Origin of the sequence: Flavobacterium erciyesense, assembly GCF_018069925.1 — a bacterium.
Lineage (GTDB): Bacteria > Bacteroidota > Bacteroidia > Flavobacteriales > Flavobacteriaceae > Flavobacterium > Flavobacterium erciyesense.
This window is the reverse complement of the sequence record NZ_JAGPXB010000003.1, coordinates 90110-110261: the sequence shown is the minus strand read 5'-3', so window position 1 is coordinate 110261 and position 20152 is coordinate 90110. Positions and strand designations below refer to the sequence as shown.

General features: G+C 36.1%; 14 protein-coding genes and 3 tRNA genes. 11 read left to right on the top strand and 6 right to left on the bottom strand.

From position 1 onward, the window contains the following. Positions 1 to 82 precede the first annotated feature (82 nt). Positions 83 to 1969 carry a molecular chaperone DnaK gene (gene dnaK / locus KBJ98_RS04890; RefSeq protein ID WP_166135265.1) on the top strand — a complete coding sequence of 629 codons (1887 nt, stop codon included), beginning with the start codon at positions 83 to 85 and terminating at the stop codon, positions 1967 to 1969. Between the two features lie 84 nt (positions 1970 to 2053). Here dnaK and KBJ98_RS04885 read toward each other — a convergent pair whose 3' ends face one another. Next, positions 2054 to 2959, bottom strand: a complete 906-nt coding sequence (locus tag KBJ98_RS04885; protein ID WP_210788525.1) for a Brp/Blh family beta-carotene 15,15'-dioxygenase — start codon at positions 2957 to 2959, stop codon at positions 2054 to 2056. Positions 2960 to 3069: 110 nt separating this feature from the next. Between KBJ98_RS04885 and KBJ98_RS04880 the strand changes: the two genes are divergently transcribed. Next, positions 3070 to 3795, top strand: coding sequence for a bacteriorhodopsin-like (locus tag KBJ98_RS04880; protein WP_210788524.1), 726 nt, complete (start codon positions 3070 to 3072; stop codon positions 3793 to 3795). Between the two features lie 350 nt (positions 3796 to 4145). Here KBJ98_RS04880 and KBJ98_RS04875 read toward each other — a convergent pair whose 3' ends face one another. Further along, a complete protein-coding gene (locus KBJ98_RS04875; protein ID WP_225899065.1) occupies positions 4146 to 6707 on the bottom strand; it encodes a zinc-dependent metalloprotease in 2562 nt (853 codons plus the stop codon). A gap of 310 nt (positions 6708 to 7017) precedes the next feature. Here KBJ98_RS04875 and corA point away from each other — a divergent pair, with 310 nt between their 5' ends. The 5 genes from corA (at position 7018) to KBJ98_RS04850 (ending at position 15126) form a co-directional block, all read left to right on the top strand. Next, positions 7018 to 8088 (top strand): magnesium/cobalt transporter CorA, encoded by a 1071-nt coding sequence (gene corA / locus KBJ98_RS04870; protein WP_210788523.1) that lies wholly within the window; start codon positions 7018 to 7020, stop codon positions 8086 to 8088. Between the two features lie 47 nt (positions 8089 to 8135). Further along, positions 8136 to 10229, top strand: a complete 2094-nt coding sequence (pta, locus tag KBJ98_RS04865) for a phosphate acetyltransferase (RefSeq protein WP_210788522.1) — start codon at positions 8136 to 8138, stop codon at positions 10227 to 10229. Between the two features lie 75 nt (positions 10230 to 10304). After that, on the top strand, positions 10305 to 11504 hold the full coding sequence (locus KBJ98_RS04860; protein ID WP_210788521.1) for an acetate/propionate family kinase: 1200 nt from the start codon (positions 10305 to 10307) through the stop codon (positions 11502 to 11504). A 12-nt stretch (positions 11505 to 11516) separates the two neighbouring features. Further along, complete coding sequence (locus tag KBJ98_RS04855) at positions 11517 to 13613, top strand: glycoside hydrolase family 97 protein (RefSeq protein WP_210788520.1); 2097 nt, start codon at positions 11517 to 11519, stop codon at positions 13611 to 13613. A 130-nt stretch (positions 13614 to 13743) separates the two neighbouring features. Beyond that, positions 13744 to 15126 carry a M28 family peptidase gene (locus tag KBJ98_RS04850; RefSeq protein WP_210788519.1) on the top strand — a complete coding sequence of 461 codons (1383 nt, stop codon included), beginning with the start codon at positions 13744 to 13746 and terminating at the stop codon, positions 15124 to 15126. Positions 15127 to 15130: 4 nt separating this feature from the next. On the opposite strand, the gene KBJ98_RS04845 is transcribed toward KBJ98_RS04850, so the two are convergent. Together KBJ98_RS04845 and KBJ98_RS04840 are read right to left on the bottom strand one after the other, a co-directional pair. Then, positions 15131 to 15892: a C40 family peptidase gene (locus tag KBJ98_RS04845; protein ID WP_210788518.1), complete on the bottom strand. Its 762-nt coding sequence runs from the start codon at positions 15890 to 15892 to the stop codon at positions 15131 to 15133. A gap of 71 nt (positions 15893 to 15963) precedes the next feature. Beyond that, complete coding sequence (locus tag KBJ98_RS04840) at positions 15964 to 17142, bottom strand: acetyl-CoA C-acyltransferase (protein ID WP_210788517.1); 1179 nt, start codon at positions 17140 to 17142, stop codon at positions 15964 to 15966. A 228-nt stretch (positions 17143 to 17370) separates the two neighbouring features. On the opposite strand from KBJ98_RS04840, the gene KBJ98_RS04835 reads away from it, so the two are divergent. From KBJ98_RS04835 to KBJ98_RS04820, 4 genes are all read left to right on the top strand, one after another. Beyond that, positions 17371 to 17454: transfer RNA gene (locus KBJ98_RS04835), tRNA-Ser, on the top strand. 18 nt (positions 17455 to 17472) lie between these two features. After that, a tRNA-Pro gene (locus tag KBJ98_RS04830) sits at positions 17473 to 17547 on the top strand. Between the two features lie 30 nt (positions 17548 to 17577). Continuing rightward, positions 17578 to 17651 (top strand) — tRNA-Arg (locus KBJ98_RS04825). Positions 17652 to 17752: 101 nt separating this feature from the next. Beyond that, on the top strand, positions 17753 to 18400 hold the full coding sequence (locus KBJ98_RS04820; RefSeq protein WP_210788516.1) for a M15 family metallopeptidase: 648 nt from the start codon (positions 17753 to 17755) through the stop codon (positions 18398 to 18400). A gap of 1 nt (position 18401) precedes the next feature. On the opposite strand, the gene KBJ98_RS04815 is transcribed toward KBJ98_RS04820, so the two are convergent. Beyond that, a complete protein-coding gene (locus KBJ98_RS04815) occupies positions 18402 to 18968 on the bottom strand; it encodes a hypothetical protein (RefSeq protein WP_210788515.1) in 567 nt (188 codons plus the stop codon). Further along, positions 18965 to 20152: a THUMP-like domain-containing protein gene (locus tag KBJ98_RS04810; RefSeq protein WP_210788514.1), complete on the bottom strand. Its 1188-nt coding sequence runs from the start codon at positions 20150 to 20152 to the stop codon at positions 18965 to 18967. Before KBJ98_RS04810 ends, KBJ98_RS04815 begins: the two co-directional genes overlap by 4 nt.

Sequence of the window (20152 nt, the reverse complement as noted above, 5' to 3'; positions counted from 1 at the left end):
GCTGTTTTGTATTGGCACAAAGATTGACTTAAGGACAGCAAGTAATATAACTGAATATACAATAAAATTAAATATATTAAAAATGGGTAAAATAATCGGAATTGATTTAGGTACGACCAACTCTTGTGTTTCTGTAATGGAAGGTAACGAAGCAGTTGTTATCCCTAACGCAGAAGGAAAAAGAACAACACCATCTATCATCGCTTTTGTAGAAGGTGGAGAAATTAAAGTAGGTGATCCTGCAAAGAGACAAGCAGTAACTAATCCAACTAAGACTATTGCTTCTATCAAACGTTTTATGGGACAAGGTTTTGGTGAAGTTTCTACTGAGGCAAAAAGAGTTCCTTACAGCATCGTAAAAGGAGATAACAATACACCGCGTGTTGATATTGACGGTCGTTTGTATACTGCACAAGAATTGTCAGCAATGACTCTTCAAAAAATGAAAAAAACTGCTGAAGACTACTTAGGTCAAACTGTAACTGAAGCGGTTATTACTGTACCAGCATATTTTAATGATGCGCAACGTCAAGCTACTAAAGAAGCTGGAGAAATTGCAGGTCTTAAAGTAATGCGTATCATCAACGAGCCAACTGCTGCTGCATTAGCTTACGGATTAGATAAAAAAGGTACTGATCAAAAAATTGCTGTTTACGATTTAGGTGGAGGTACATTTGATATCTCTGTTCTTGAATTAGGTGACGGAGTTTTCGAAGTATTGTCTACAAATGGTGATACTCACTTAGGAGGAGACGATTTTGACCAAGTGATTATTGACTGGTTGGCTGACGAATTCAAATCTGAAGAAGGTATTGATTTGCGTTTAGACCCAATGTCTTTACAAAGAATTAAAGAAGCTGCTGAGAAAGCTAAAATTGAATTATCGGCTTCTGCAGAAACTGAAATCAACTTGCCTTACGTTACAGCTACGGCTTCAGGACCAAAACACTTAGTTAAAAAATTATCTCGCTCTAAATTCGAGCAATTATCAGATACTTTAGTAAAACGTTCTATGGAGCCAGTTGCTAGAGCTTTGAAAGATGCTGGTTTAACAGTTTCTGATATTGACGAAGTTATCCTTGTAGGAGGTTCTACTCGTATGCCAAGAATTGCAGAGGAAGTTGAAAAATTCTTCGGTAAAAAAGCATCTAAAGGAGTAAACCCTGATGAGGTTGTTGCAATTGGAGCAGCTATTCAAGGTGGAGTTCTTTCTGGAGATGTAAAAGATGTATTGTTACTTGACGTTACACCTTTATCTTTAGGTATCGAAACTATGGGTGGTGTTATGACTGTTTTGATCGAAGCGAACACAACTATCCCAACTAAAAAATCACAAGTTTTCTCAACTGCTGCTGATTCTCAACCATCTGTTGAATTACACGTATTACAAGGTGCAAGAGCAATGGCTGCTGATAACAAAACTATTGGTCGTTTCCATTTAGATGGTATCCCACCAGCACCAAGAGGAGTTCCACAAATCGAAGTTTCTTTTGATATTGATGCTAATGGTATCATCAAAGTAACTGCTACTGATAAAGGAACTGGTAAATCTCACGATATTCGTATCGAGGCTTCTTCTGGATTAACTTCTGAAGAAATCGAGAAAATGAAACAAGATGCAGAAGCTAACGCTGAGTCTGATAAAATTGCTAGAGCAAGAGCAGAAAAATTGAACGAAGCAGATTCTACAATCTTCCAAACTGAATCTCAATTGAAAGAGTTAGGAGATAAAATCTCTGACGAAAACAAAACTGCAATTGAATATGCTTTAACTGAATTGAGAATGGCTCACCAATCTCAAGATCTTGATGCAATTCAAAAAGGTTTAGACAATGTAAATGCAGCTTGGAAAACAGCTACTGAGGCTATGTATGCTCAAGGAGAACAAGGTCAAGGTGCTGCTCAACCACAAGGTGAAGCTACTCAAGGAGATAACGTTGAAGACGTTGAATTCGAAGAAGTAAAATAATAATTCCTAGTAGTGACGGACTTCCGTCCGTCCTTACTGTTGATTTAAAAACCGTTTGCCATAGGCAAACGGTTTTTTTTTGTCTTATTTTTTAGGAACTACTGCTGAGTGATGAAACATGGTACTGATAACTGCCGCATGTGGAAATGTAATAGCTGCTAAAAAAGAGAAAAACAATGCATTAAAAAGCTGCTCTTGCCCTGAAAAAAAGTAATAGATAAATACGATACCCATTATAGAAATAAACCAATACAAAGCTGCATTTTTACAATAATTGATAAAATTTGTAGTGGTATATGTTCCATCCAAAAAACGAATTTGATCCATTATTGATGGTATGCTGTGCCAAATAACAAAGTAAATAGCAAAACCCCATATCAAACTTGAGGATCTAAAAATGATAGCATACAAAAGGATGTAAAAACATTCTTGTAGTATATTTTGGATCTGATTTTTGTTTTGCAAATAAACTACAGAGCACAAGCTTAAAAAGAGTCCCAATACAATTCCGAATAATACACTAAAGTATGCGGTTGGTACTTGAAATTGGCAAATGTTTAAAATGATTTCTTGCACTTGTTGTTTATGGAAAATAAATAACAACGATAAAATGAGTAGACCATAAATACTTTGAAAAGTAAAAGTAAACCATTTACCATGTTGCAATAGGGTTTGTTGCCATTCTTGCTCTCCAAAATGGTATGCACTTACGAGTATGAATAATAGAAGTGCAAATTGTGGTATTAAATAAAAAAGTGCAATTCCGGAAAGCACCACGACTACGTAATACGATAGTACTTTTAGCCAAGATTTTTTTTGTTCATCATTTTTAATCGTTTTAATCAACATCAAATCATTCGCTCCATGCAAGATTCCAAAAGTAAAAATTAAGAAAAAACCTAAATAAATTTGTTTTGAATCTGATAGATAAGAATCTAGCCATAATCCAAAAAAGCTTGCTACCATTGCGATATTCGAATATTTGCGCATAGAAAATAATTTTTGTTTAAAAATACGTAAAAATTTTTAAACAAAAATTATTTTATTTGTTTAATGTTTTTTATATTTACATAAACAAAACCATTTAAAAACTATTAATTATGACAAATTTTATGTTCATTTCAGGATTAGTGGGTAAATTATCTCCAACAGACTATGTAGGATTTACCTTTTTTGTAGGTTGTATGGCAATGATGGCTGCATCAGCATTTTTCTTTTTATCATTGAGTCAGTTTGATAAAAAATGGCGCACATCAGTTTTAGTTTCAGGTTTAATTACATTCATTGCAGCGGTTCACTATTTTTACATGAGAGATTACTGGGCTTCATTTGGAGAGTCGCCAACGTTCTTTCGTTATGTAGACTGGGTATTGACGGTTCCATTGATGTGTTTGGAGTTTTATTTAATTTTAAAAGTAGCAGGAGCAAAACAGTCATTATTGTGGAAAATGGTTCTTTACTCAGTAATCATGCTTGTTACGGGCTACTTTGGAGAAGTAGTTGCGCCAGATAGTGCTGCACTTTGGGGTGCAATATCAGGAGCTGCGTACTTCTTGATTGTATACGAAATTTGGTTAGGCGAAGCCGCCAAACTGGCAGCAGCAGCTGGTGGTGAAGTACAAAAAGCACACAAAATTTTATGTTGGTTTGTCCTTGTTGGATGGGCAATTTATCCGTTAGGATACATGATGGGAACTACAGGATGGTACAATGGTATTATTCCGGAAGGTAACATTGATGTGGCTTACAACATTGCAGATGCAATCAACAAAATTGGATTTGGTTTAGTAATCTATAGTCTTGCTGTTAAGTCCTCTAAAGATTAATTTTCTTTTTTTATTATACTGTAGTAATGAACCGAGCTAGAAATAGCTCGGTTTTTTTATGTTATCAAAATAGAATAATCGGTTGGGTGTTTATCATTCTGGCTATTTTATACTTATTATTCATTTTGCAATAGATTGTCACCGAGGTGTTATTTAATTTTTATTCGTATCTTTTTCAGTAGTACCTTTTTATAAGTTTACTTCGAACTCTTATCAAAGTCAATGATCTAATTTATGAAATACTTATTGTTCTGTTTTATGAATTGGAAAGATTATTTGTTGCTTATGAGACATAAAAAAGGGGAAATGATCAATTCATTTCCCCTTTCTCTTTTACAATTATAATTGGACTATTTCGGATCCAATGCTTCGCTAATTCTAGAAATTAAATCTTGAGCATGGTATTTACTCAAACGATCTGTCATTTGACCAGATGCGATTTTTAATTCGTTTTTCAAAGCAACTAATTGCCCTCTTGCTATAGAAGGTAAATCAGTTTGAGCTAAATTCACTCTACGTGTATTGAAGCCATAAGTAGCACCAACTACATTAGAGCGAACGATAGTAGTTCCTGGTTTTAGTAACTCAATCAATTTGTCAACATAGATTTTTTGAATATTTCTACGGTACATGTCAATCGCACCATTTGATTTCAGCTCTGAGAAAATTCCTTTTTTCAAGTCTGTTACCATTTCATCTGCGCTATAATTGTCTTTGCTTGCCACAGATGTTTCCATTAAACGAACCATACGATCTCCTGCCATTAAACTTGACAAAGTTGCATCTTGCATCGATTTGATTGCTTCAACGCCACTATCTGGATTAATTTTAGAAAGTACATTTTGATCTAACAACCACTTTGGTGTATTGAATAATTGTGTGTTTAAGAACGAAATAGCATCTTTTTGAATACTTTTTGGAACTACTTGGAACTGATTTCCAGTCATGTCATAGGTTTTAGGGTTGTCATAGATACCTCCTACGTTTTTAGTTACATGACCCATATATCTTCTGAATTGGCCAGTAAGCGCTCCATACAATTCATCTAATTCAGCATAGCTTTCGCCATCTTCTTTAGACCAAGTTAATAGGTTTGGTAAAATTCTTTTCAAGTTTTTAATACCATATTCAGAAGCTCTCATGGCATTGTCTCCAATATCTTCTGTTTGATATCTCGGGTCGTACGGACTAGATTCTGTACCAAACCACAATCTGTTGTTTTTGTACGCCTCTTTCGTCATGTTATTCAACACCGCTTTTTCTTCTGCTTCGGTTTTAGCATCTTCAAAGTAAGAATAACCCCATTTGATAGCCCATTTGTCGTAATCACCAATTCTTGGGAACAAGTGTTTTACATTATCTTCTGGTTGTGCTACGTAGTTAAAACGAGCATAATCCATGATAGATGAAGTATGACCATTTTTCTCTTGGTAAGCGGCATCTCTTAATTTTTCAACAGGAGTTGCTGAACTAGCTCCCATATTGTGTCGTAATCCTAAAGTATGTCCAACTTCATGCGACGATACAAAACGAATCAATTCGCCCATCAAGTTGTCATCAAATTGTTTTTTTCTTGCCGCAGGATCTACTGCTGCTGTTTGTATCAAGTACCAATTGCGTAACAAACTCATGATATTATGGTACCAACCAATGTGGCTTTCTAAAATTTCGCCACTTCTCGGATCGTGAACATTTGGTCCATAAGCATTTTGAATTTCAGCTGCAAAGTATCTCAAAACTGAGAAACGTGCATCTTCCAAACTCATTGTTGGATCATTTTCTGGCCAGTATTCTCCGCGAATTGCATTTTTCCATCCAGCAGCTTCAAAAGCTACTTGCCAATCATCAATACCTTGTTTGATGAATTTTTTCCACTTGTCTGGAGTAGCAGGGTCAATGTAGTACACAATTGGTTTTAAAGGCTCGATAAGTTCTCCTTTCTTTTGCTTTGCAGCATCCTCTGGAGATTTAGGCTCTAAACGCCATCTAACGGCAAAAGTCTTAGTATCTGATTTTTGAGATTCTTCTTCAAAAACGCCATATTCATTAGCAAAATATCCTACACGTGCATCAAATTCTCTTTTGCGCATTGGTGTTTTTGGTAGCAAAATCATAGAAGTGTTCATTTCAACAGTCAAAACTCCTGCATCTAAAGCTGAAGGTAGATTGACACCGATTTGCGGAGTAGGTGTTGTACTGATCCTAGGTGGTGTTGTAGTAAAAGTTTTTACAGTTCTAATTTCAGTGTTTATTGGGAAACTGCTAATTTTTGAAATGTAAGAACGATCTTTTTGAAATGTTTGGATGTTTAATAATTGTTTCTTGATCGGATCTAATGAAAATGTTTGAACATCCGCATCAAAAGTAGTGGTCATATCAATTACGTAACCAGTAATTTTTCCGTCATTGTCTTTTTTGTAGGCAAGAACATCAAAATTTCCAATAATTGGGTCGGCAGTGGAATTTTTAACCGCTTGTGCCAACGGTTTGTCTTGGTCAGGAGTCATGATTACGTACGTTACTGAACGCATCAAAATGTTGTTGTTTGGTCCTTTTTCAAAACGAATTACTTGGCGGTTGATTTCTTCTCCACCAAAAATTCCTCCACCTGCGGGTGTTTTTGAATAGCGGGTGATAGTCATGATTTCGCCTCCTAAAAGGGAATCTGGAATTTCAAATAGGTACTTGTTATCAGTTTTGTGAACGTCAATCAAGCCTTTTTGTGTGACTGCAGTTGAGTCAATTACTTTTTTGTAAGGCTTAGGTTCTTTTTTGCCTTCAGCTGGCTTGGCCATTGGTGCAGCAACAGCAGTTTTGTCGTTCTTTTTCTTTTTTTTGCTTTGAGCAAAGGTCTCAGTAGCTGAAAAAGATAAGAGACATAACATCAATAGAGTTAGTTTTTTTTGAATCATGTAATTCTACATCTTACGGTTAATAATTAGTTTTTTACCGAATTATACTAAGGATATGGTATAAATTCAGCATTAATTTTCAAATCTATTGATATATTTTCACAATTTGAGGTTTTCTAATTTCATTTGTAAAACATTAACATTAATTAACAATTGTAAAGCAATTTGAGAATGTGTAGTTAAACTTTAAATCATCAAAAAAACACTTGAAAATTCTTAGTACTTTTGTTAAAAGCATGAGTAGTAAGCATACTTAATTTAGCTGCTGAAAAGATACTTTTTGTTATAAATTTTAAACTGTTCTGATTTCATGAGGAAAATTAAATATAAAAAAGGAAAACGTTTACAACCTTATGTGTTAGAATATACTGGTAGTCATAAAAATATTGCTTCAGAGCTGCAACTTTTTGTTTATGATGATAAAACTTTAGCTGAATATGAGGCTTTTAAACTTATTCATTTAGATAAGTTTTTAGTTGATGATAAAGTAAATTGGCTAAATATTCATGGTTTAAATAATGTGGAGTGGCTGCAAGCAATTGGTGATTATTTTTCTATTGATAATTTTATGTTGGCTGATATCTTGAATACAGTGCGTAGAACTAAATTAGAAGAAACTAACGATTGTTTGTTCTTTAATATCAAATCTTTACTGCCTTCAGAAGGTTCAGATGCTATTGAGGTAGAGCAAATTAGTTTTTTACTAAAAAAAGATGTTTTGCTCTCGTTTCAAGAAAAAAGAAGCGATTTCTTTATTCATATCAGGGAGCGTATTCGCAGTCATTCAGGTTTGGTACGCAGTCGAAGAGCCGATTATCTCTTGTATATATTGCTAGATTCAATCATGGAAAATTTTTACATTACTCTCGAAAACGAAGAGGATAAAGTAGAGGAGCTGATTGATATGACCAAGCAAAATCCCGATCCAATTATTTTAGAGCGCATCGAGAAACACCGCGATAATTTTAATTTTTTAAAGCGATCTATTATTCCGCTTCGTGATTCTTTGTATGAAATTAAAAGTATAAAAGACGATACTGTTTTTAACGAAATTCAAGACGATACCTTTAGTTTTTTTGCGCGTTTGCATCAAAAAAGTTTAGAGCTTTTGGAGCAAATTGACTCTGATATGGATACACTTGAGAGTGCTTCTAATTTCTTTTTCTCGGCGCAAACACACAAAATGAATGAAGTAATGAAAACGTTGACGATTGTGTCTTCTATCTTTATTCCTTTAACTTTTATTGTTGGTGTATACGGAATGAACTTTGAAAACATGCCTGAATTAAAAAGTACCTACGGCTACCCAATTGTAATGGGAGTTATGTTTTTGCTGGTAATTGGTATGATTGTATATTTCAAAAAACGACGATGGTTTTGATATTTTTCCTTGACAAAAGATTTTAATTCGTTCTTAAAAACTATAAAATGAATAAAGCAATTTACATAGCAACAAGCGAGCAAAATAGCGGTAAGTCAATTATTACGCTGGGTTTAATGAGCATGCTCATCGGTAAAACTGCCAAAGTAGGTTATTTTAGACCGATCATCGAAGATATTGAAGAAGGTGGTTTCGACAACCATATCGAAACGGTTATTGGTCATTTTGGTTTGGATATCGATTTTGCAGATGCTTATGCCATTACTAAAAGCAAATTGATTAAAAAGAAAAACAAAGGTAAAATTGGTGAAGTTCTCGATTTGATTATCGAAAAGTATAAAAAACTAGAGCAACGCTTTGATTTTATTTTAGTTGAAGGAACCAGTTTTACAGGCGAGGGCACGGTTATCGAATTGGATATGAACGTGCTCATTGCCAAGAATCTTGGAATTCCCACCATGATAGTAGGCTCTGGTGTAGGCAAAACACTCGAGGAGTTAATTGATAGTTTATATTTAGCCTACGATTCTTTTAAAGTGAAAGATGTCGAGGTGCTCGCGGTAATTGCCAATAAAGTGCAGCCCGAGAACATTGAATTAGTAACCAACGGACTTACTAAAAATTTGCCAAAAGGTATTTTGGTCAATGCTATTCCGTTGATTTACAATTTAAATAATCCGACCGTTCAAGAAATTGTAAAAGAGTTAGGCGCAAAAGTACTTTTTGGCGAAGCCCATTTGAATAATCAAACCGGTAATTTTAGTGTTGGAGCCATGCAGCTTCGTAATTATTTATTGCATTTAAAAGACAATAGTTTGGTAATCACGCCAGGTGATCGTGCAGATATTATTTTGGGAGCCCTACAAGCCAATGAATCGGCTAATTATCCTTCGATTTCTGGTATTGTTCTAACCGGAAATATTTTGCCTGAAATCAGTATTCTAAAGCTGATTGAAGGTCTCTCAACCATTGTACCGATAATTGCAGTGGAGGAAGGAACGTACTATATCACCAATAAAATCGGCAGTATCAAGTCGAAAATTTATGCGAATAACAAACAGAAAATTGAGCTTTCGATTTCTACCTTCGAGAAATTTGTCGAACTAGATTTGCTTTCCGAAAAGTTAATCACCTTTGAACCTGAAGGAATGACTCCAAAAATGTTTCAATACAACTTGGTTCAACGCGCTAAGCAACATCGCAAACATATTGTTTTGCCTGAAGGGAATGACGATCGAATTTTGATGGCGGCATCTCGATTGCTCGAAATGGATGTAGTAGACATTTCGATTATTGGCAACAAAAAACAAATAGAGAGTAAGGTAGCAGAATTAGGTTTGTATTTTGATTTTGATAAAGTTGAAATCATTAATCCTATCGAATCCAAACATTACGACGATTATGTAAACACCTATTACGAACTACGCAAAGCGAAGAATGTAACCATTGGTATGGCCAAAGATTTAATGGAAGATGTTTCGTATTTCGGGACGATGATGGTATACAAAGGTCACGCTGACGGAATGGTGTCTGGTGCGGCGCATACCACGCAGCATACCATTTTACCGGCTTTGCAGTTTATTAAAACCAAGCCCAATTCATCGGTTGTTTCATCAGTATTTTTTATGTGTTTAGAGGATAGAGTTTCTGTGTTTGGAGACTGTGCCATTAACCCAAATCCTACAGCAGAACAACTGGCTGAAATAGCCATTTCATCTGCCGATTCAAGTTTGGCTTTTGGTATTGAACCAAAAATTGCCATGCTATCTTACTCATCTGGAGCATCCGGTAAAGGTGATGAGGTTGATAAAGTACGTACCGCTACCGAGATTGTTCGCCTAAAACGTCCAGACTTAAAAATCGAAGGTCCTATACAATACGATGCCGCCGTTGATATGGCTGTAGGCCAAAGTAAATTACCCAATTCGGAAGTGGCAGGTCAAGCAAGTGTTCTTATTTTTCCGGACTTAAATACTGGAAATAACACCTATAAGGCTGTACAAAGAGAAACCGGAGCGCTAGCTATTGGCCCAATGTTGCAAGGATTAAACAAACCGGTTAATGATTTAAGTCGCGGTTGTACGGTTGACGATATCATTAATACTGTCGTGATTACGGCAATTCAAGCACAAGGATTGTAAAAAGGTACTAAGGTTCTAAGTAACTAAGCGCCTTAGTGCCTTTGAACCTTAGAACCATAAAAAAATAAAAATTAAATGAAAATAGTAATTATAAATTCAGGAAGTTCATCGATAAAATATCAATTGCTTGAAATGCCTTCTGGCGAAGTGATTTGTTCTGGGATGATTGATCGAATTGGACTCGAAGGTTCTAATTTAACTTACGTAACAAGTTCTACTAAATTAGAGGAAACACTTTCAATTCCGAATCATAAAGTAGGTTTAGAGAAAATTGCCAATTTGTTGATGGATGAAAAAATTGGAGTAATCAAAAGTACTGACGAAATTGAAGCCGTAGGACATCGTGTGGTTCATGGCGGAAGCGATTTTACCAATACAGTGCGAATTACAGAGGATGTCAAAGAAAAAATAAAACAACTTTTTGATTTGGCTCCTTTGCACAATCCCGCTAATTTACAGGGAATTACTGTTGCTGAAGAAATCTTTAAATCGGCACAGCAAGTTGCTGTTTTTGATACTGCTTTCCACCAAACGATTCCAGTGGTAGCGCATCAATATCCTATTCCCAAACATCTTTTTACCGACAGTAAAATTAGATTGTATGGTTTTCATGGTACCAGTCACAAGTATGTTTCACAAAAAGCAATTGACTACTTAAAACAAAATACAAAGTTATTAGGTTCAAAAATTATTACCATTCATCTTGGTAATGGTTGTAGCATGACTGCTATTAAAGATGGAAAAAGTATCGATCACACCTTAGGTTTTGGTCCAATGAATGGCTTGATTATGGGTACTCGTAGTGGTGATGTCGATCAATCAGTTATTTTTTATTTGGTGAATACATTAGGATATTCGCTCGATGCTGTAAATACCATGCTTCAAAAACAAAGCGGAATGCTAGGCCTCACAGGTTACAGTGATTTAAGAGATATTGAATCAAGAGCAGAAAGTGGCGATACTGATTGTCAATTGGCTTTGGCCATGAATGCCTATCGTATCAAGAAATACATAGGTTCTTATGCTGCCGTTTTAAACGGATTAGAAGCTATTGTGTTTACTGCAGGAATCGGAGAAAATTCATCTTATATCAGAAAGTTAGTGTGTACCGATATGGATTATTTCGGGTTACAATTAGATGCATCCAAAAATGAAACAAGATCCAAAGAGATTCGCGAAATCAATACAGCCGATTCAAAAACAAAAATTTTAGTGATTCCAACCAATGAAGAAGTTGAAATTGCAAAACAAGTTTTTGAATTGTTAAACAACTAAAATCACAAAAAAATGAAAAAAGTATTCCTTATTTCCCTACTGGTCTTTATTAATCTTGCTGTTGCTCAAAGTGTTCAATCACCATCGGGTAAAATAGCCGTAAATTTTAAGCTAGCTGCCAATGGGCAACCAAGCTACTCCGTGAATTACAAAAATAAGCCAGCTGTTTTAGAAAGCGCTTTAGGAATCAAATTAAAAGATAAACCAGCTTTGGATGCTAATTTTGATATTCTGGATTCAAAAACTACCAGTTTCAATGAATCTTGGAAACCGGTTTTAGGAGAACAGTCAAGTATTAAAAATCACTATAACGAACTTACTGTTTCGCTCCTTACCAAGGAAACGAAGGTAAAAATGAATATCATTTTCCGAGTTTTTGATGAAGGTGTCGCTTTTAGATATGATTTTCCGAAACAAGCAGAGCTGAATTATTTCATCATTTCGGATGAGATTACTCAATTTAATCTTACCGAAAATAATAAAGTATTTTGGCTTCCAGGTGATTTCGATAGTAATGAATACGAGTACAACGAAACGAGGTTTTCAGAGATTGATAACTCTAAAATCAATATGAACAACGGTATTGGTGTAAAATCGATTCCTGGAAAATATACCGTTCAAACGCCATTGATGATGAAAGCGCCATCAGGTGTGTATCTGAATATTTTTGAAGCGGCAGTAGTTAATTATCCGGTAATGCATTTGAATGCCGATGTGACAAATTATAAATTAAAAGCCGAATTAGTTCCAAATGCTATTGGTGACAAAGCCTACTTGCAAACGCCATGCGTATCGCCTTGGAGAACCATCATGATTAGCGATGATGCTCGAGATATTGTGGCTTCTAAAATGATTTTGAACCTCAATGAACCTTCAAAAATTGAGGATCCTTCTTGGATAAAACCTATGAAATACGTTGGTATTTGGTGGGAAATGCATGTAGGAAAATCAACTTGGGATTATGCAGGTTCTCAAAATGCCACAAATTTTGCCGATGCTCCAAAAGCCTCAGGAAAACACGGTGCAACTACCGAAAATACGAAACGATACATTGATTTTGCCGCTAAAAATGGTTTTGATGGCGTTTTAGTTGAAGGTTGGAATGTAGGTTGGGAAGATTGGAATGGCAACTGGAAAGAGGAAGTTTTTGACTTTACAACACCTTATCCGGATTTTGATATTGCAGCTCTTTCGGCTTACGCCAAAGAAAAAAACGTCAAAATGATCATGCATCATGAAACCTCGGGTTCTGTCAGTAATTATGAAAGACACCTAGATCGCGCTTTTGATTTGATGAAAAAATACGATTATCCAGCTGTAAAATCGGGTTATGTGGGCAGAATCATTCCGCGTGGCGAATTTCATGACGGACAATCGATGGTAAACCATTTTAATTTTGTGGTAAAACGTGCTGCTGATTATAAAATTATGATCAACTCTCACGAATCATCTCGACCAACTGGTGTGGGTAGAACGTATCCTAATTATATCGCTGCTGAAGCGGCTCGAGGTAACGAATTCAATGCTTGGAGCGTAGGAAACCCGCCTGCACACGAAACTATTTTGCCATTTACCAGACAATTGGGTGGTCCGATGGATTATACGCCGGGAATTTTTGAAGTAAAAATGAGTTATTATGACAAAAACAAAACAGAGCAGGTGCATACTACTCTTGCTAAACAATTGGCTTTGTATGTTACGATGTATTCGCCGTTGCAAATGGCAGCTGATTTATTAGAAAATTACGAGAAATATCCAGATGCATTTCAGTTTATCAAAGATGTTGAAACAGATTGGGATGAAAGTAAATATTTAGAAGCTGAACCTGGAGATTACGTAACAGTTGCACGAAAAACAAAAGGAAAAGAAACATGGTTTTTAGGAGCCATCACGGATGAAAACGCAAGAACATCAGAGGTGAAATTAGATTTTCTTACTCCAGGTAAAAAGTACAAAGCAACTGTATATGCCGATGCGGCCAACGCACACTGGAAAAACAATCCAATTGCATACCAAATCAAAACAATGACGGTCACTAGTAAATCAAAACTAAAATTAATTTTGGCCGCCGGTGGTGGTACAGCGGTTAGTTTTGAGCCAATTCTATAATTTAAAAACCTGCAAGAGCATAACGCTTGCAGGTTTTTTTTTGGCGAAAGCAAAAAATCCAAACAGAATGACGAAATTGCTGGCTTATTATAAAAAACACAAAAATCACTTGCAATAACTTTTTTAAACTATGAAAAAATCAATTGTTATGGCTGCACTTTTCTGCGGCACATTACCGCTCCTTGCACAAACCACTGCGGAGCAAACCTTAAAAGAAATTTACAAATTGTCATTAACCAAGGCCAAATGTTATCCTTGGTTGGATCATTTATCAAACAATATAGGTTCTCGATTATCAGCCTCTACAGGTGCCGAAAAAGCGGTTTTATACACCAAAGCACAGTTAGAAACTTTAGGAGTTGACAAAGTGTACCTTCAAGAAGTAATGGTGCCAAAATGGGTGAGAGGCGAAAAAGAAGTAGGCTATTTACAACTAGGGAAACAAAAAATTACTTTCCCAATTTGCGCTTTGGGCGGATCGGTTGCGACTCCAAAATCAGGTTTAAATGCTAGCGTGATTGAAGTAAAAAGTCTGGAAGAATTAGCTGCTTTAGGCGAAGCAAAAGTAAAAGGGAAAATTGTGTTTTTTAACCGACCTATGAATCCTGAATTTGTAGAGACTTTTAAAGCCTACAGCGGTTGTGTTGATCAAAGATCATCAGGAGCTAGAGAGGCTGGAAAATTAGGTGCTTTGGCAGTAATTGTGCGCTCAATGAATTTGCGCATGGATGATTTGCCTCATACGGGTGCTACCAATTACGGTGATTTTAGTAAAGACCAACGAATTCCAGCAGCTGCAATAAGTACTAATGGTGCTGAATTATTGAGCAAAAGTTTAAAATCGAATCCCAATGCGACTTTTTATCTAAAGCAATCTTGTCAAACTTTTGATGATGTCTTGTCCTACAATGTGGTCGCAGAAATGACAGGGACCGAGCATCCAGAGCGAATTATGGTAGTAGGAGGTCACCTTGATTCTTGGGACTTAGGCGATGGTTCACATGATGATGGAGCCGGTTGTGTGCAAAGTATGGAAGTTCTAAATATCTTCAAAAATATTGGTTACAAGCCAAAAAACACTTTGCGAGTAGTATTGTTTATGAATGAAGAAAATGGTGTTCGTGGAGGTAAAGAGTATGAAAATCAGTCGGCTAAAAAAGGGGAGAACCATATTTTTGCACTAGAGAGTGATGCAGGAGGTTTTTCGCCAAGAGGTTTCTCTATTGATGGGGATGAGGCTAATTTTAACCAAATCAAAAATTGGGGTACTTTATTTGAACCGTATTTGATTCACAAATTTGTAAAAGGAAGTTCAGGAGTTGATATTGGTCCGCTACAATCCAAGAAAATTGTAAAAGTGGGTCTGCAACCTGATTCGCAACGTTATTTTGATCATCATCACGCATCCAATGATACGTTTGATGCTGTTAATAAAAGAGAGCTTGAATTAGGAGCCGCTGCGATGGCTTCGCTATTGTATTTAGTTGACCAAAACGGAATTGTAACTCAATAACGTTTTAAATTATTTTTTTTATTACACGTAGCTTATGAGTGTGTTTGTTAGTTTCGGCATTAAAAATACCTAAATGATCGAGTCTATCAATACGCACTCTACCGCTAGCGTGAATGATGTAATTATCAGCCATGATGATACCGACATGAATAATACTACCTTCTTCATTGTCAAAAAATGCCAAATCTCCTGGCTCACTTTCTTCAATAAAACTTAGCGCTTCACCCTGAGTCGCTTGTTGCGAAGCGTCTCGTAAAAGCGAATGACCGTTCAATTTATACACCATTTGTGTAAAACCAGAACAATCAATACCAAAAGGTGTTTTTCCGCCCCACAAATAAGGAGCGTTCAAATACAGTAATGCCGTGTTGATGAGGTTGAATTTTTCTTTTTTACCACTAGTTTTAGTGCCTTCGAATTCAAATTGCGTACTGTTAATTTCAGGATGGTGCAAAAAGGAAAGCGATGCTCCCAGCGGAATAGGCAACATAAAATTAGATGGCGCTGTAATGTAATCAATTAAGTCTGCATTGAGAACGATGGCCTCATTACTTAGCTGCTTGTAACTTTCAGAGGATATAAGTTGGCATTGCTTACTATCAATCCATCCTTCGTAATTGTCGTATTGTAATTTAATTTTGTACCATTGTTTGGATTGTTCTACTACAGCGAAATGCTCTCCAAATAATACTTGCGATACAATTTCACTGCGGTCGCTGGCTTCTGCACGAAGCGGGATCATGGCTAAATTACAAATTCCGAACATGAAGGTTTTGATTTATTGTTAAAAAAGTTATGAGCTGTACCAACTGATACAACTCATAACTGATAAAAAAATTATATTCTTTCTACAACAATTGCAGATGCGCCACCGCCACCATTACAAATTGCAGCAGTACCAATTTTGGCATCGTTTTGCTCCAATACATTAAGCAAAGTAACAATGATTCGAACACCAGAACATCCTAGAGGGTGACCTAATGATACCGCACCACCATTTACGTTCACTTTAGATCCGTCTAATCCAAGAATTTTAGAGTTAGCCAAACCTACCACAGAAAAAGCTTCGTTAAACTCAAAAAAGTCAACATCGTCTAATGTGATTCCTGCTTTTGCTAAAGCTTTTGGAACTGCTTTTGCAGGCGTTGTGGTGAACCATTTTGGCTCTTGCTCCGCATCAGCATATCCTTTAATGAATGCTAATGGTTTTAAGCCTAATTCGATTGCTTTTTCTTCACTCATTAATATCACTGCAGCAGCTCCGTCATTAATTGTTGATGCGTTTGCGGCAGTAACCGTTCCTCCTTTTGTGAAAACAGCACTTAAAGTTGGAATTTTATCTAGTTTTACATTGCTGTATTCTTCGTCTTTGGTAACCATTATTGGGTCGCCTTTGCGTTGAGGAACAGCAACAGGAACTACTTCATTATCAAATTTACCTGCGTTCCATGCAGCAGCACTACGCTCGTAGGATTGAATTGCAAATGCGTCTTGTTCTTCGCGTGAAAATCCGTATTCAGTAGCACACAAATCAGCGCAAACTCCCATCGCACTGTTATCGTAAGCATCCTGTAATCCGTCTTTTTGCATACCATCAACCATCGTCGTAGGACCAAATTTGGTACCAGTACGTAGGTTCATGTAATGCGGAATCAAACTCATATTTTCCATTCCACCAGCTACTACAATTTCGGCATCGCCGCATTGAATAGCTTGCGCACCAAGCATTACAGCTTTCATACCAGAGGCACATACTTTATTTACAGTGGTACAAGCTACGTGGTGAGGCAATCCAGCAAATAATGCCGCTTGTCTTGCAGGTGCTTGTCCTGCTCCAGCCTGTACGACTTGCCCCATGTATACTTCATCAATTAAATTAGGGTTTAATTGTATTTTGTCTAAAGCCCCTTTAATGGCAGCTGCACCTAATTGTGGTGCGGTGACAGTAGATAATCCCCCCATAAAACTTCCGATAGGTGTTCTAACGGCAGAAACGATAACAACTCTTTTGTTCATGACTTTCATAATGTTAGTTTATGAAGCAAATTTACTCTTTTTTAAATAATTTCATATTTTGGAAAATGCTTTATCAGTTTAAAAATATTTTTTATTCTATATCTTTGATTGTGAAGCTTTTTTGACTTCTAATAAAAAAAATATAAAAAAAAGTTGCAAAATAGTTGTGAGAAGTCTGAAGATGTCTTAAATTTGCAACCGCAAAACAGAACACGTTTTCTTGAGCTTGGAGGGGTGCCAGAGTGGTAATGGAGCAGTTTGCTAAACTGTCATCGAGTGATCGGTGCCAGGGTTCGAGTCCCTGTCCCTCCGCTTTTTAATTTTGTTTTTCGGGGTGTAGCGTAGCTCGGTTATCGCGCCTGCTTTGGGAGCAGGAGGCCGCAGGTTCGAATCCTGCCACCCCGACTTTTAAAAGTCGAATTAGATTTTTAAAATGGAGGCATAGCTCAGCTGGATAGAGCACCTGCCTTCTAAGCAGGCGGTCGAAGGTTCGAATCCTTCTGCCTTCACAGGACCCACCAATTTGGTGGGTTTTTTGTTTTTAACACAATCTTATTTTTTGGGAGTTTACTTTTAAAATATTCTTTATCCTTTTATAATCACATTTGCAATGAAAATGTTTTTACTTACTTTAATGTCCCTGTTTCTAAATATTTGTTGGTCACAATCTTCGCGACCTACTTTAAGCAATATAAAAAATAATGAAGTTAGTGATTCAATCTTCGTTGATTTAAAAGCGTACAGCGATGATTTTGTTTACGATATGAAATATGCTACCGCGGATAATTTCTTAAAACAAAAAGTGTACGATTGTGCCTCGTGCTATTTGCGACTAAAAACGGTAAAGTCACTAATAAAAGCCAATGAGGAGTTTATTAAAAAGGGATATAAAATTAAATTATACGATTGCTACCGACCGTTAGATATTCAGAAAAAAATGTGGGCAATAGTTCCAAATTCAAAATATGTAGCTAACCCAGCCAAAGGTTCTATTCATAACCGCGGTGGTGCTATTGATATTACGTTGGTGACTGCCAATGGTAGTGAATTAGATATGGGAACTGCTTTTGACCATTTTGGTAATGAAGCATCGCACAGCTACAAAGGGGTTTCAAAACAAGTGAAAAAGAACAGAAACTTGCTCAAATCAATTATGACCCGCAACGGATTTAATGCATTTGAATTAGAGTGGTGGCATTACAACTTAAAAGTAGGTTTAAAGGATCCAGTTTCTAATACTAAATGGATATGTGACTAATTTATTCGATGCATTTTATGTTATTGATGAAATAACTTTCTGGATAATAAACTTGTGAAGTAAGTTCGGAAGTGAACTCCTTTTTAAGAACATAATCTTCGGTACTTGTTAAGTATTTAATTCGAATCATAGTAACCGGAGAGCTTTTTAAATCTTCAAAATCATTTCTAATAATGAAAAATGTGCCTGAATTGACACGGTTGTCAAATCCTTTTTCGTCACGAATCAATGTTCCACAGTTTTCTTGATCGATATGATGTAAGGTAATGATTTTTCCACTTGCTAATTGCAAATACAATTTAGAGTTTTTGTCAAAGCAATTTACTTTTAAAAAGTCTTTACTTTTTTGAACCTGTTGCAAGGTTAAAGTTGGAATATTGTCGGTCAAGGCCAAAGAAAAGAAAAAGTAGTCAGAGTTACCACCAAAGTTTTTCTCGGTTATTAAATATTCTTTAGTTGATTTGTAGGTTCCTATAGAATCAGTAACATTTGCACTATATTCACAGTTTTTTTGTGCGTAGAATGGGATTGTAGACAGGACAAAAGCTAGTGTAAAAAGAAATTTCATAGATGTTCGATTTTGGCGCAAATTAATACAATTTTACGATTATTTAAGTCGGTTGAGAAAAAACAATAGTTAGAGCCGCCCTCTTTTATTTTCCATTTTTTGCGAATGTCCGCTACAGTTTCAGGAAAATTACGAGTTGTGATGTTAATCTTTTGGTTTTCCAGGTATTTTTTCATGTTTGGTTTAGAATATTCAAATTTATCTTTAATTTCAAAAATCCTACCGGGAAATGGTACTAGTTCACCCGAGGTGTAAAGGTGCGAATGTTTTTGTAATTTTTGTAGCTGGTATTGCTGCGCTACTGCATCAAATCCTCCTGATTTCATAATGGCGCTATTGGGCTCGTACAAGTACCGTAATGGCGCAGAAAGACTAACGGGACTTGTTTCTCCATTCCAATCGTATTCAAAAATGTCAATTTTATTTTGTCTCAAATTCACAGTTTTAATACGCGGCTCCTTTATGTAATTTTGCTCAATTTCCCAAAGCAATTCTTTTACCTCGTTTTCTACTGCGATAATGTGAATGGTTTTTACAAAGTTCAGCTCTGCTAATCCTGCAGTTAAATCCAATAATGGAGCTGTTTTTATGAGAATGTTTTTCGAGTAATTGAAATAGCTATTTAGATTTTCTGGTACGTTAGGTAAACAGTCTTTCAGCAGAAAGACTTTTCCTTTTACATCGCTTCGGCGAGAAGGATCAATGTAGATCCAATCCCATTTTTGGTTGAGTTGTTGCAAAGTACCCAGGCTGTCGCCTACATAAGTTTTAATGTTGGATACATTAAGTTGGGTGTAATTATGTTGCACAATTGCTGATAAATCGGTATTCATCTCGCAATGCGCTACTTGATGAATTGTTTTAGCAAAATAAAAATCATCTACTCCAAAACCTCCTGTTAAATCAATTAATGATTCACCTTTAATCAATGATGCTTTGTATTGAGCGGTTTTCTCTGATGATGTTTGTTCTACTGAAATTTTACTCGGATAAACAATGTTTTTTTGAGCGAACCATGTAGGTAGTTTTTCTTTCGCCTTGGTTTTAGCTTCAATTTGCTGTAAGATAGCGCTCCAATTCATTTCTGGAAATGGATTTTTTTGTAAAGCCAATGTGGATATATTTTGGCCAATATTGTTATCGATATAGTCTTGAATCTCCGGATTCAATAAAGCTTTGTTCAC